Genomic DNA, 13,093 nt, shown 5'->3' with positions numbered 1-13,093 from the left:
TCTTCCCGATGTGTTTATGAACGCCGTGCTGGTACTGTTATCGCATGACACGGTACGACGAATCGGTCGAGAACGCGGCGGCTCTCGGAGACGCCTTCGGTGCTCGAGACAGCATCTTCTCCGAGAAGGGGCAACTGGACGTCGGCTACGTTCCCGGACCCACCAACATCGTCGCCCGCAACGACGAACTCCGCCGCCTCGCGACTGCGCTCAACCCCGCCGTCACGAGCGGTACACCGAGCAACGTGTTTCTGTACGGGAAGACCGGCACCGGCAAGTCACTCTGCGCGCGCTACGCGACGACGCGAGTGGTCGAAGCCGCCGCGGAGAACGGTGTCGCGGTCGGTCGCGTCGTCGTCGACTGTTCGCAGGACGACACCGAAACTCGGGCGGTCAGGGCTATCGTGCGGGCGTTGAACGACCCCGACGCGACCGGTCTCACCGTCCCGGAGACCGGACTCGGGCGCTCGCGCTACTACCGTCTCCTCTGGCAAGTGCTCGACGCCCGATTCGACGTGGCGCTCGTCGTTCTCGACGAGATTGACCGGTTAGCGGACGACGACCTGCTCATGCAGTTGTCGCGCGCGACGGAGACGGGGAAGCTCGACTCCTGTTCGGTGGGCGTCGTCGGTATCAGTAACAAGATACGGTACCGAGACCGACTGCAAGAGCGGGTCAAAAGCAGCCTGCAGGAACGTGAAATCGTCTTCACGCCGTACGACCGCCGGGCCCTCCGCCAGATAATCCGAAGTCGGGCCGACGCGTTCCAGGCCGACACGCTCTCGGACGACGTGGTCTCGGAGTGCGCCTCGCTCGCCGCCGAGGAACACGGCGACGCGCGGAGAGCGATCAACCTGCTCCGACACGCCGGTGAACTCGCTGCGTGCGACGACGCCGACGCCGTCACCGTCGACCACGTCCGTCGCGCCGACAGCGTGGCCGAGCGGGACCGCGTCGAGGCGCTGTTGGCGGGTGCGACCACCCAGCAGAAGGCGACCTTGCTGGCCGTCGTCTCGCTGGCGCTCGTCGAGAAGACGCGGACGTTCGAGACTACCGACGTGTACGCCGCCTACGAAGACATCTGCGCGGAGGTCACCCTCGACGCGCTCTCTAAGCGCCGGGTCCACGACCTGCTGCGCGAGTGGGAGTTTCTCGAAGTGCTCGAAATCACCCGAACCGGCGGCGGACGCGGTCGCGGAAGTTTCCTCCGCCACCGGCTGCTCGAAGACCCCTCGGTCATCCGGTCGGTGTTCGACGAGAGCGACCGATTCGCCGGAGCGGGCTTCACCTCCGAGACGAACACCACCTGGTCGAACATTTAGGACCGTGTTGCCGCTACAGAAGTTTTAATATCTATAGTTCCGCACCTTGGAGGTGATGCAACGAATCGGGTTAGTGGGAAGTGGCTTCATGGCCACGACCCATGCTAACAGCTACCAAGAGATAGCTGGCGCGGAGATCGCCGCGGTCGCGTCGCTCGGCGACAACCGAGCGGAGTTCGCGGCGGAGCACGCGCCGGACGCCGACGTGTACGCCGACGCCGAGGAGATGATGGACGACGCCGACGTAACCGTCGTCGATATCTGTACACCGACGCCGACGCACCGACCGCTCGTCGAGGCCGCCGCCGCTCGCGGACTCGACACGTTCTGCGAGAAACCGCTCGCCCGTACCGTCGAGGACGCCGACGCCGTCGTCGACGCGGTCGAGGAGGCCGGAATCACCTTCATGACCGGACACGTTCTGCGGTACTTCCCCGAGTACGCCGAGGCGAAGCGACGCATCGACGCGGGCGAGATCGGGACGCCGGGAACGCTGCGCACCGAACGGCTCTCGTCGCCGCCGCGGTACGGCAGCAACTCCTGGTTCGGCGACAAAGCTCAAAGCGGCGGCGTTCTGCTCGACATGGCGATTCACGACTTCGACTACCTGCGCTGGGTCGCCGGCGAGGTCGACCGAGTGTTCGCCCGGACCACCGAGTGGGACGACGGGCACCTCAACCAGCACTCGTCGGTCGTCCTGCGCTTCGAGGACGGGGCGGTCGGTCACGTCGAGGCCTCGTGGGGGTACCCCGAGGGTTCGCCGTTCATCACCAGCTACGAACTCGCCGGCGACGAGGGGATGCTGGAGTTCGACGCCCGAGACGAGAACGCCGTCCGCGTCTCCGGCGGCGTGGAGGGGGCGAACGCGCCCGCGAGTCCGCTGGCGAAGAGTCCGTACACGGCCGAACTCGAACACTTCGTCGACTGCGTCGAGAACGGCGAGGACCCGGACATCTCACCGAACGACGCCCGGGAGGCGGTCAGAGTCGCGCTCGCGGCCATCGAATCCAGCGAGCGCGGCGAACCGGTGTCGCCCGCGGAGGTGCGAGCGTGACGGTTCGCATCGGTCTCTGTTCGGTCGCACACCTGCACGCAGACTCCTACGCCGCCCGTCTGACCGACCTACCGAACGCCGAGTTCATCGGCGTCACCGAGTCGGAGGAGCGAGAAGCCGAGGGTCGCGCGAAGGCCGACGAGTACGGCGTCGACTACCTCGACCCGGACGCGCTGCTCGACGGCGTAGACGGCGTCGTCGTCTGCTCGACGAACGCCGACCACCTCGCGTGGGTTCGGCGCGCCGCCGACGCCGGCGTCGACGTGCTCTGCGAGAAACCGCTCGCGCCGAGCGTCGACGACGCACAGCGGATGGTCGACATCTGCCGCCGCGCGGACGTACACCTCGGCGTCGCGATGCCGCTTCGTTTCAACCAACCGGTCCGGAACGCGAAGACGGCCGTCGAGAACGGTGCCCTCGGCGAGATTCGATTCCTGAGCGGGACGAACCGAGGGCAGATGCCCGGTAGCTGGTTCGTCGAGGAGGACGAGTCCGGCGGCGGCGCCGTGATGGACCACTCGGTGCACATCGTGGACATCGTCCGCTGGATAACGGGCGAAGACGTCCGGGAGGTGTACGCCGAGACGGACACGCGGTTCAACGACGTTCCCGTCGAGGACCTCAACCTGCTGTCGATGACCCTCACCGACGGGACGGAGTTCGTCCTCGACGGTTCGTGGAGCAAGCCCGAGCAGTGGGATTTCTGGGGCGACGCGACGCTCCGGCTCGTCGGCACCGAGGGCGTCGTCTCCATCGACTGCTTCGACCAGAAGATAAAGCAGACGCGCGACACCGGCGACCCCGGCATCCGGTCGGTGTTCTGGGGGTCGAACCCCGACGAGGGACTGGTCGCCGACTTCGTCGAAGCCGTCGCCGAGAACCGCCCGCCGACGAAGACGGGCGCGGACGCCGTCGCCGACGTGGCGGTCATCGAGGCCGCCTACGACTCCGCGAAGCGCGTCGAACCCGTCGACGTGGAGGCGACCGAACTCACGTCGACGACGAACTGAGTGTCCCGATACCGAACGCAGAACCGGCGGCTAGCAGAGTGACCTATCGCACGCGACGACCGACGCGGGTCAGTAGGTCACGTCGACGGGTTCGCCCCGTTCGACGGACTCGTAGGCGGCGGCGATGACGGCGGCGGTCCGAACGGCGTCGTCGAACGACGCCGCGACCGTCTGTTCGCCCCGTATCGCCGCGACGAACCCCCGGAGCAACGCGTTGTTCGGGTCCGCGCCCCAGTAGATCGACTCGTTGTACGGTTCGTGTCCCACGTCTCTGACGTGGCTGTATCGATAGCCGAAGCAGTCCGCCGACACCGTCTCCTTCGACCCGACGAGTTCCACTTCGGCGTCGCCCCAGAAGGGGTTCTTCTGCGGCGTGCTCCACGAGCCGTCGAGGAGGAATGACGCGCCGTTCGAGAGCGTCATCGACAGCAGATTCACGTCCTCGACGGGAATGTCGTAGAACCGCGTGTCCGTCTCGGCGTATACCTCTGTCACCTCCTCGCCGGTGATCCAGCGAACGATATCCACGATGTGGTCCGTGTGGTCGGCGACGGCGCCGCCGCCGGCGAGTTCCGGGTCGACGAACCAACCGCCGGGCATCCTCCCGCGGTTGACCCCCGACACCGAGAGGAGGTCGCCGACCGCTCCCGACTCGTAGCGCTCCTTGAGCCGCTGCATCGGCCGGCTGAACCGTATCGGCATCGCCATCATCGCCACCACGTTGCGCTCCGCGCAGCGGTCGCGAATCGACTTCGCCGCCGACAGCGACGTCTCGAGGGGTTTCTCACAGAGGATGGCGACGTCGTGTCGGAGCGCGAGATCTATCAGCTCCTCGTGGTCGGCGGTCGGCGAACAGACGACGACGCCGTCGGTCGCTCGCATCAGTTCGGAGTGCGACATCGCCGCCGTACCAACCGCGTCGGCGCGACGGCGCGTCCGCTCGGTGTTCCGCCCCGATATGCCGACGAGGTCGGCCGACGGGAGCTTCGAGAGCAACGCCGCGTACACCTCGGCGTTGACGTGAGCGGTCGAGCAGATACCGATGTCGACGGTCACTGCGACTCCTCCGTGAGCGTGACCGGTCGGTTCTCGGCGGCGGAGCGGCGCGCAGCGACGACGACCCGCGAGGGCGACGCCGGCGCGACGTTCGTCGGTTGCGCTCCGGTTCCACCGAGCCGGTCGAGGAACGCCCGGATCGCTCGCCCCCGGCAGTCGTCCTCCGGGGGGTCGACCGCCAGCGGCGTCGCTCCCGCTCGGAACGCGGTCGACGCGTCGTCCTCGTCGAAGTCGAGTCGGCCGTGCTTGCCGCTGTACTCGACGCCGACGCGCGGAGCGGGCGTCTCCGTCCGGTGCCACCGTATCTCGGCGGTCGCCCGACCGCCCTCCCGGAACGCGAGCACCGCGTGAGCGTGGTCGCATCGCTCGCTCTCTCGTACCCGGACAAACACCCGTTCGACGGGTCCGAACGTCCACTCCAGCACGTCGACGTCGTGTGCGAGGACCGAACAGAGCGCCTCCGTGTGCCCCGCGACGGCGCGAACGCCGTCGTACGAGACGTTCCAGCCGGGGCCCTCGAACGGTGCGGTCCGCTCGACTCTCGCGACACCGACCGGGCCGATACCGCCCGACTCGACGGTCGAGTGGAGGCGACCGTACATCCGCGAGAAGCGGTGCGGAGAGTGCGCGACCAGCCACCCTTCGCTCTCGCTCGCAGAGGAGACGAGTCGGTCGAACTGTTCTGCGTCGAGGGCAATCGGCGGATCGCAGCGAACCGGCACTCCCGCTTCGAGGGCGGTTTCGAGCGCGTCGACGTGGGATACCCCTGGTCCGCAAACGTCGATGCCGTCGACGTCCGTGCCGTCGGCCGCTTCGAGCGCCTCCGGGAGCGACTCGTATCTCGGCGCGGTCGACGCGTCAAGAGCGTCGGCTTCGTCTCGCTTCGGGGAGTCGTCGGCGTCGACGCTCCGGTCGTAGTCGGCGCTCCGGTCGTAGTCGACGTTCGACTCGATGTCGGTACCGACGACGCCGCGGACAGTCGCGTCGTCGAAGCGGCGGTACCGTTCGGCGTGCGCTCGCACCGCCGCCTCGGTTCCAACCGCGACGATGCGTTTCATGAGCCTACGTCGCGTAGCGCGCAGGATAAGTATTGTGACCCGTCAGGTGCCATCGACGAGCGTCCGGACGCGGTCGGCGCTCGATTCGAGCGTCGCTCCGGGGTCGGTCGTCAGCCCGTTCTCGTGGATCACCCAGTCGACGCCCGCGCCGGCGGCAGTGCCGACGCAGGATTCGAGGTCGACGACGCCCTCGTCGAGGTCGACGTGGAGCGCATCGTCGTCGCCGGGCACGGTGTCGGTGAGGTGGACGAGCGAGAGTCGCTCGGCGTAGCGGTCGAGGTACGTCACCGGGTCGACGCCGCCGTGACGTGCCAGTCCGACGTCGAACTCCAGACCGAGGTGGTCGTCCGAGCGGGCGGCGAACGCGTCGTAGGCGGTGTCGACCGTCGCGTCGTCCAGCGCAGCGAACTCGTAGGTGTGGTTGTGATAGTGCAGCTCGAAGCCGTCGTCGGCGAGACGGGCCGCCAGCGACGACAGGTCGTCGGCCGCTTTCGCGGTCGACGCGGCGGAGTCGAACCCCTCCTCGCCGTAAGAGGGGACGACGAGTCGGTCGCAGCCGAGCGTCCGGTACGCCTCGACCGTCGTCTCGTAGTCCGTCTCGAACGCGTCGAGTCCGACGTGCGCACCGACCGCCGAGAGGCCGGTTTCGGCGAGCGCGTCTGCGAGTGCGGACGGTGATTCGCCGCCGAGGCCGGCGAACTCGACGCCCTCGTACCCCGTCTCGCCGACGCGGCGGAGCGTTTCGGTCAACGGTTCGTCTAACTCGCGGAGCGTGTACAGCTGAATCGCCGGTCGGACCATCGGTTCGGGAGATGTGAGCCACCCACATAGCCGTTCCGCCCGTACCTGTCGAATTAGCCGTTCGACCCGTCGTCGTACGTCTTCGACGTCGTGCCGAGCGCGGCTCTGGCGTACGTTTCGTGCGCCTTGTGCCAGACGGGAACGTCGGCTATCTCCCAGTAGTCGAGCGCTTCGCCCTCGGGGGAGAGTTCGAGCGACCCGCCTTCGACCGTACAACGGTAGAGCAGGTCGACCCGGCCGTGCGGCCCGAACCGTTCGCTCGGTGCGTAGTGATAGACGTCGACCAGCTCGGTCACCGAGACGTCGAGTCCGGTCTCCTCGCGCGTCTCGCGGACCGCGGCCTTGGCCGGCGACTCGTTCGGGTCGACCCACCCGCAGGGGAGACACCACGTCCCGTCGTCGGCGCGGCGCATCAACAGAATCCGACCCGACGAGTCGAACACGGCGGCCTCGGCGCCGACTTTCGGCGTGACGTGTCCGAGTTCGGCGGCGAAGCGCTCCCGAACGTCGTCGGCCGGGAGGTCGAGCGCCGCTCCGTAGTACCGACACGTCAGTTCGAGTATCCGCTCGTACCGCTCCTCGTCGTAGGAGTCGTCGGCGTATCTGAGCCCGTTCTGGCTCAGCACTCGCAACTCGTCCAACAGGCGCATGAGGTCCATCGGGGGTTCGAGCGCCGGTTCGGGCGGATAGGTGATAACTGTCGTGGGGGGTGTGAGCGGAGCGGGTTCCAGCGCACGCGACACCCGGTGAAGGGGCGAGAGAAACCACTAAGAACGCGGGAGTCCTCGTCACGGACGCGCATGGAAGAGATACACACGGACGCAGCGCCGGCCAGCATCGGTCCGTTCTCGCAGGCGATTCGGGACGGCGACCGCATCTTCGTCTCCGGGCAGGGTCCCGTCGACCCCGAATCCGGCGACGTCGTCAGCGACGACATCGGCGAACAGACCGCACGGACGCTCGACAACGTCGCCGCCGTCCTCGAAGCCGGCGGAAGCTCGCTCGACAGCGTCGTGAAGGCGACGGTGTTCGTCACCGACATGGCGAACTACGACGCGGTCAACGAGGTGTACGGCGAGTACATGAGCGACCCGTACCCCGCCCGAAGCGCCGTCGAAGTCGCCGACCTCCCCATCGATATTGGCGTCGAAATCGAGGTCGTCGCGACGGTCGAGTAGTCGAACGGTCGGGTGATCGAACGGCCGACTCCGGCCGACGCCGACCGTCGACTGCCTCTCCGAAGACGACTACCCGAGGTGGCCCCGAATCCGCTCGACGACGTACTCAGCACCGTCGTCAGAGAGACACATGGGATTGATGGTGAATCCACCGTCGAGGAGGTCGTCGGAACCGACGAAGATACGCGGGTTCTCCTCCCTGAGCGCGCCGACGAGTTCGACTGCGTCGAGCGCGGCCGCTTCGGGGTCGACCTCGACGTACACTTCGGGAGCGACCATCAGTTTGCCACCCGGTTCCCGCCTCGTCGTCACGCCGCGGAGCCCTTCGAGGCCCGCCGAAACGATGTCGAGTCGGGCGTTCCACTCGGCCGTGAGCGCGTCCTGGTCCTCGTCGAGGAACGCTTCTAACGCCGCGATGAGCCCGACAAGCTCCTCTTTCCCGACTTTGAGCGGTCGCCCGATTCCCTGTCGAGGAACGCCGTCGAGCGACTCCTTGTCGAACAGTTCCGTCGGTGGTTCCCAGACGGATTCGGCGACGTGCATGTCGAGGTGCTGCAGCGCCGCCGAGCGGACGTACTCTCGCTTCCCCGCGAGGATGCCCGTCGTCTGCGGGCCGCGGATGGCCTTTCCACCGCTGAAGACGACCATGTCCGCGCCCGCCTCGACGAACGCCGAGAGGTTCTCCCGCGGCGGCACCTCGGCGGCGGCGTCGACGATGACCGGGACGCCGTGGTCGTGGGCCACCTCGACGACTTCGTCCAACGGCGGCGTGCTGTACACCTTCTGCATGTAGCCGACGGCGACCGTCTGTTCGGTTATCGCGTCGGCGATCTCCCACGGTTCGGTGCTGTTCGACCCCGTCCCGAGGTAGTTGTCGTTGTTACCGACGTCGACGATTCGTGCGCCCGCGGCGCGAAACGCGTGGTCGTAGCCGTTACGGTGGGTCCGGGGCATCACGATTTCGTTCGGAACTCCCTCGGTCTCCGGGAGTCTCGCCATCGTTCCGAGGTCGTCGCCGGCGATGGCCGCTGCGGCCGCGAGCGTCATGCAGGCGGCCGCACCGCTGCCGACGTATCCCGCCTCCGCACCGGTTACCTCGGAGATGAGTTCCCCCGCCCGGACCTGCAGGTCCGAGAGGCGGACGAACGCCTCCGCCGCCCGACTCATCGCCTCGACCGCCTCCGGTCGGATTCGGCTGCCGCCGATGCGTGTCTTCGTCCCCGCTGCGTTGACGACGTTCGGGACGCCCAACTCGTCGTAGATGGTGGATTCGTACTCCATAGCTCGGCTGTCGGCATCATCTCCGCGGGCATGGGTAATGAATCACCCTGCTGGACGACGCGACTCGCTCCGACGAGAGCGTCGTTCACCGCGGAGGTCCGTCGACGACGCCGTCGGCGGAAACGGAATCGACCGCGGAGAGACCGCCGTACGTCGCGGCGACGAACTCGGCTTCGACGGTCTCGCCGGGAGCGAGCGTCTTCATCGTACCGGACGTTCGCTGTCCCTCGGTATCGCCGGGATACGCCGTCGTCGGTTCGAGACCGACGTTGTACGTTCGGTTCCAGAATGGCGACTCGGCGTACCCGCCGAACGGCTGCCAGTACCACAGCGACTCGAACGGGTCCGTCGGGAACCGAAGCGCGAATCCGAGGTTGAGTTCCGGGTTCGTGAGCGCGTACCAGCCCTCGGACAGATCGATGGCGTAGGCGAGGTCGTGAATCTCGGCGTCCTGGCCCGGAACGTCCGTCGAGAGGTCTATCTCGCCGCCGTCGTGGCCCGGTGCGTTCGGCCAGTCGAACTCCGCTCCGCTCCGAAGGCGACGGTTCGGGTAGCCGTCACCGTAGTCTTCGACGACGCCGCGAGCGGCGGGGACATCCAGACGCGCATCGGGTGCAAGAAGCGGGGGACCGAGCGCGATGTGTTGCTGCCAAACGTAGTCGAGTTCAACCCCACCGTGGTTTGTCACCGTTTCGGAACAGCGTAGTTTCGATTCGTCGGCGTGGAGTGTGAGCTCTCGTTCGACGGAGAACGGATAGCGCACTAACTCTACTTCGAGCCGAACCGACACTGCTTCGTCGTCCGCGCGGGTGACGGTCGCATCCCAAGGGAGCAACGCGCTCTCGCCGTGGAGTCCGTACGCGCTTCCGGCGATCTCCCGCTCACCGCCGGCGTTCGGCAAGTTCGTCTGCCATCCGCCCGGATAGTGATCGTTCCACGTGGAGTTCGGTTCCGAAGGGAGATAGCGGGCAGTCGGTGCACTCCAGTTGTGCGGTGCGTGCCAGAGAACGTCCACGTCGGTTCGTTTGTCCCGCAGAGAGACGATGTCGCCTCCCTTCTCGGGAAGTAGTACGACTCTGAGCGACCGGTTTTCCAGCAGTACTGCGTCGAGACCTCGGTAGGTGAACGCCGTCGAGATTCGAGGGCTACTGTTCCAGTCGGGTAGCATTTCGAGTGACGATATACGACACACGTTAACAATGGTGTCGTTCTCCGACCGACGTACGGACAGCGTAGTACCCGACCGAGACGTGCGAACGAGCGACGAAGCGTCCCAACAACTGTATTGAAGTTTTGTGAACGAAAAACTCTCATACAGTTGGAAAACGATTGATTCGGAGCTGCTGCAAGCCACGTGGCGTTAGTGACAGTTTATCAGACAGAACCAGCGATAGTAGGAGTCGCGGGCCGCTCGCTCGGCTTCTGATTCTCGAGTGGACACGAAAGCGAAAACTCGCAGACGAATTGACACGATATGCTCGGCTAACACGTGACAGCGCTGTGGGGGGTTGTCGAATTTTCGACTGCTCACCCCCACGTATCTCTCATCGGGGTGAGAGCTGACTCACACCGGAATCACGGAAGCATTCGCCGCCGTTCTGTCCCCACGGACGGGGTTCTAGTGCGTTCAGTCGCACCGTTTTACGGCACTCGGTTTCCGTTCGCACGAATTCGAGAAGAGAGGACTCACGACCGTAGCCGCGAGCAGGTAACGGGCACTCGTGACCGTAGTTTCCCGACAAATTGATGTTTGTCTGGACGTTATCGTAGCTTGGGCGGAAGATACTGTGTTTGGTTAGGTTCTTGCACTGATACTTCCCCGCCCACTTTTCGATACTGACTCGTCTCGGCGCTCGGTACAGACGCGACTGCGGCGTCTCGAACCGCCAGTTCGACTACTCCCCCCGAAGGCGTCGTTAGCGGTTCTGTGACCGGTTCGAGGGCTCGCTCGGGAACTCGAACTCGTTGTCAGACGCCTCTTCGCTCGCTGCGAGCGCCTCCGCGGGTCCGTCCGACCGGTCGCCGTCTGACTGCGAGTGCGTACCGACGGTATCGATGTAGCCGTCGGCGTCCTCCGAACCAGCGCCGAGTTGGGCGCGAATCACGTCCGCGAACTCCGTCGAATCGTACACCTCGTCGACGGTGACGGTGAGACCGCCGGACGCGCCCGCCCTGACGTGGACGCTGCCGATTCCCGCCAGCGACTCCCGCATCGACCGTCGCTCCTCGACGGCGCGGACTTTCTCCATCGGCAGTTCGTTTCTGACGAGCGAGAGAAACCGGTACTCCTCCATCACGCGCTGGTTGGTCACGAGATACGTCGTGAGCGTGTTCCGCCAGTAGCGGTGGATACCGGTCGAAAAGAGGTACAGCCCCACCGCGAGCACTATCGTCGGATAGACGAGCGGGTACGCGGTGAAGTACAGAAGCGAGATACCGCCCGCGAGAAACGGGAGGGAGGCGGATGCCTGCGCCAGTGCGTTCCGCTGGGCGGGGTCCCTGTCGTCGACGAACCGTTCGCCCGTTCGCATCGTCGGGGCCGGCGGCGCACCGACGAACTGGACGTACAGACCGAGTCCGCAGACGAACAGGCCGAACAGTCCGAGTACGACGCCGGCTATCGGTGGCGCCGTCGCCTGCCCCTCGACGAGCGGGTACTGCGATTGGAACTCGTAGATGTAGCCGCCGACGGCGACGAACGGTAGCCCGAACAGCGCGCTCCAGGCGGCGGGAAGTCCTCGTGACATGGTCATCGACTCTTGAGCATCTCGTAGACGATTCCGAACACGGACGTGGCGATACCGACGAGCGTGAGCGTCGTCTCGTCCATCGCCGTTCCGCCACACTCGCTGAAGAACCCGCGTTGGCACGCGTCGCTCTCCGACCGGTCCGCGTCCGACTGGCCGCCGGACGCACCTTCGTCGGGCGTGAACGTCGCCGGCGGCGGCGTCTCGGTCGGCGTCTCGGTGGGCGCGTAGACGGTCACCGGCCGCGTCTGCAACGCCTCGTCGCCGACCCAGACGCCGTGGGTCGTCTCCTGTGAGGACAGCGGAACCGCGGCGCGTTCGACGCGCTCGTACTCCATCCGGAACCGCACCGTTCGCTGCTCGCCGATCGGAACGCGGACCCACTCGGTTGCGACGATGGCGTCGTCCAGCCGATACGACAGTTGCCCCTCGAAGTCGCTCGCTCCGACGTTCCGGACCGTCAGATTCGCCGTCACCGTCTCGCCCGGGCGGACGTCGCTTTTCGTCTCCAGTTCCTCGACCGCGAGCATCGACGCGTCCGAACTCGGTCCTTCGACGACGCGAACCTCGCCGCCGCGTCTCGACTCTCCGGTGACGACGCCGTGGCTGTGCGTGGTTCCGTTTGCGACCGGTCCGACCGCCGCCTCGACGTCGGCGAGCGCGATCTCGAAGGCGACCTGTCGCTGTTCGCCGCCGTCGACGGTGACCGCCTTCTCGCGCACCTTCGACCCGTCGAACTCGTAGCTCACGGTCCGAGTGATGGTCGTCTCGCCGGGGTTCTCGACCGTCGCGAGGACGATGTACGACTCGCCGTGTGAGAGTTCGGTCGGCGCGTCGAACGTCCGCGTCGTGAAGTCGACGTCGGGTGTCGCCCGGACCCGCGCGGCAGCGCCCTCCCCCGTCTCGTTTCGGACTCCGTGGACGTAGCTCCCGGGTGCGACCGACCCTCGCCGCTGTTCGACCGCCGAGAACGACGACGAGAACGTGACCCGCGTCGACTCGCCTGATTCGAGCGCGATTCGCTCCGAGGCGACGACGGTTCCGCCGAACGTGTAGTTGACCCGCTCGGAGCCGCTCGCGGGTCCGCGGTTCGTCACCGTCGCCGCGATGTCGATACCGTCGCCTCGCCGAACCGAGGACGGCGCCGAGAGGTTCGAAACCTCGAAACTCGTCCCCTCGCTCGCGCGTTCTCCGGGCGTCGCCGTCTCGGTCGGTGTCGCCGTCTCGGTCGGCGTTGCCGTCGGAGTCGACGTCGCTGTCGGTGTCGCGCTCGCGGTCTCTGTAGTACTGGTTTCGTTCTCGGTCTCGGTGTCGTCGCTCTCGGCTCCGCTGGTCGTCTGGTTTTGCGTCTGCGTGGTCGACTGGTGGAGTACGCCGCCTCGCTCGTTCGCCTGGACGGTCCTCTCGTCCGATTCGTGGACGGCGCTTGCCGCGACGGGCGCGCCAGCCGCGGTGAGGAGGGCGAAAACGAGCGCGACGGTGACGAGAAACGAGCCAATGTCGCGCGTGGATGACATTCTATCCGTGCATCTGAAGTAGTGTTATAAATAGTTTTTTCTATCGTAATTGTTCTGAGAATAAGTTGG

12 protein-coding genes are annotated in these 13,093 nt (G+C 66.3%); 4 read left to right on the top strand and 8 right to left on the bottom strand.

What is annotated here, in order from left to right; translation table 11 throughout:
* The first annotated feature begins 44 nt into the window (after positions 1-44).
* Genes DV709_RS16445 through DV709_RS16435 form a run of 3 tightly spaced genes read left to right on the top strand, consistent with a single transcriptional unit; the run spans position 45 to position 3,386 of the window.
* A complete protein-coding gene (locus tag DV709_RS16445) occupies positions 45-1,322 on the top strand; it encodes an orc1/cdc6 family replication initiation protein (protein WP_117595524.1) in 1,278 nt (425 codons plus the stop codon).
* A 55-nt stretch (positions 1,323-1,377) separates the two neighbouring features.
* A complete protein-coding gene (locus DV709_RS16440; protein WP_117595523.1) occupies positions 1,378-2,376 on the top strand; it encodes a Gfo/Idh/MocA family protein in 999 nt (332 codons plus the stop codon).
* Entirely contained in the window at positions 2,373-3,386 is a 1,014-nt protein-coding gene (locus DV709_RS16435; RefSeq protein WP_117595522.1) for a Gfo/Idh/MocA family protein, read from the top strand. The genes DV709_RS16440 and DV709_RS16435 overlap by 4 nt, the downstream gene beginning before the upstream one ends.
* A 69-nt stretch (positions 3,387-3,455) precedes the next feature.
* Here the strand turns inward: DV709_RS16435 and DV709_RS16430 are convergent, their stop codons facing one another.
* Genes DV709_RS16430 through DV709_RS16415 form a run of 4 tightly spaced genes read right to left on the bottom strand, consistent with a single transcriptional unit; the run spans position 3,456 to position 6,960 of the window.
* On the bottom strand, positions 3,456-4,442 hold the full coding sequence (locus DV709_RS16430; RefSeq protein WP_117595521.1) for a Gfo/Idh/MocA family protein: 987 nt from the start codon (positions 4,440-4,442) through the stop codon (positions 3,456-3,458).
* Positions 4,439-5,500, bottom strand: coding sequence for a Gfo/Idh/MocA family protein (locus tag DV709_RS16425; protein ID WP_117595520.1), 1,062 nt, complete (start codon positions 5,498-5,500; stop codon positions 4,439-4,441). The genes DV709_RS16430 and DV709_RS16425 overlap by 4 nt, the downstream gene beginning before the upstream one ends.
* A 42-nt stretch (positions 5,501-5,542) precedes the next feature.
* The gene (locus DV709_RS16420; protein ID WP_117595519.1) at positions 5,543-6,301 is read right to left on the bottom strand and encodes a sugar phosphate isomerase/epimerase family protein; all 759 of its coding nucleotides are present in this window, start codon (positions 6,299-6,301) and stop codon (positions 5,543-5,545) included.
* Positions 6,302-6,354: 53 nt separating this feature from the next.
* Positions 6,355-6,960, bottom strand: a complete 606-nt coding sequence (locus DV709_RS16415) for an NUDIX hydrolase N-terminal domain-containing protein (RefSeq protein ID WP_117595518.1) — start codon at positions 6,958-6,960, stop codon at positions 6,355-6,357.
* A gap of 141 nt (positions 6,961-7,101) precedes the next feature.
* Between DV709_RS16415 and DV709_RS16410 the strand changes: the two genes are divergently transcribed.
* The gene (locus DV709_RS16410; RefSeq protein ID WP_117595517.1) at positions 7,102-7,479 is read left to right on the top strand and encodes a Rid family detoxifying hydrolase; all 378 of its coding nucleotides are present in this window, start codon (positions 7,102-7,104) and stop codon (positions 7,477-7,479) included.
* A gap of 69 nt (positions 7,480-7,548) precedes the next feature.
* On the opposite strand, the gene DV709_RS16405 is transcribed toward DV709_RS16410, so the two are convergent.
* The 4 genes from DV709_RS16405 to DV709_RS16390 all read right to left on the bottom strand — a co-directional run bounded on the left by DV709_RS16405 (position 7,549) and on the right by DV709_RS16390 (position 13,024).
* The gene (locus DV709_RS16405; RefSeq protein ID WP_117595516.1) at positions 7,549-8,760 is read right to left on the bottom strand and encodes an aminotransferase class V-fold PLP-dependent enzyme; all 1,212 of its coding nucleotides are present in this window, start codon (positions 8,758-8,760) and stop codon (positions 7,549-7,551) included.
* Between the two features lie 85 nt (positions 8,761-8,845).
* The gene (locus DV709_RS16400) at positions 8,846-9,928 is read right to left on the bottom strand and encodes an aldose 1-epimerase (RefSeq protein ID WP_117595515.1); all 1,083 of its coding nucleotides are present in this window, start codon (positions 9,926-9,928) and stop codon (positions 8,846-8,848) included.
* Between the two features lie 748 nt (positions 9,929-10,676).
* Positions 10,677-11,513, bottom strand: coding sequence for a PH domain-containing protein (locus DV709_RS16395; protein WP_198665760.1), 837 nt, complete (start codon positions 11,511-11,513; stop codon positions 10,677-10,679).
* Complete coding sequence (locus tag DV709_RS16390) at positions 11,510-13,024, bottom strand: CARDB domain-containing protein (RefSeq protein WP_117595514.1); 1,515 nt, start codon at positions 13,022-13,024, stop codon at positions 11,510-11,512. The genes DV709_RS16395 and DV709_RS16390 overlap by 4 nt, the downstream gene beginning before the upstream one ends.
* Positions 13,025-13,093: the final 69 nt, after the last annotated feature.

It is taken from the genome of Haloprofundus halophilus, from assembly GCF_003439925.1.
Classification (GTDB): Archaea; Halobacteriota; Halobacteria; order Halobacteriales; family Haloferacaceae; genus Haloprofundus; species Haloprofundus halophilus.
The sequence above is the reverse complement of the archived record's forward strand: the minus strand, read 5'-3'. Positions and strand labels throughout refer to the sequence as shown.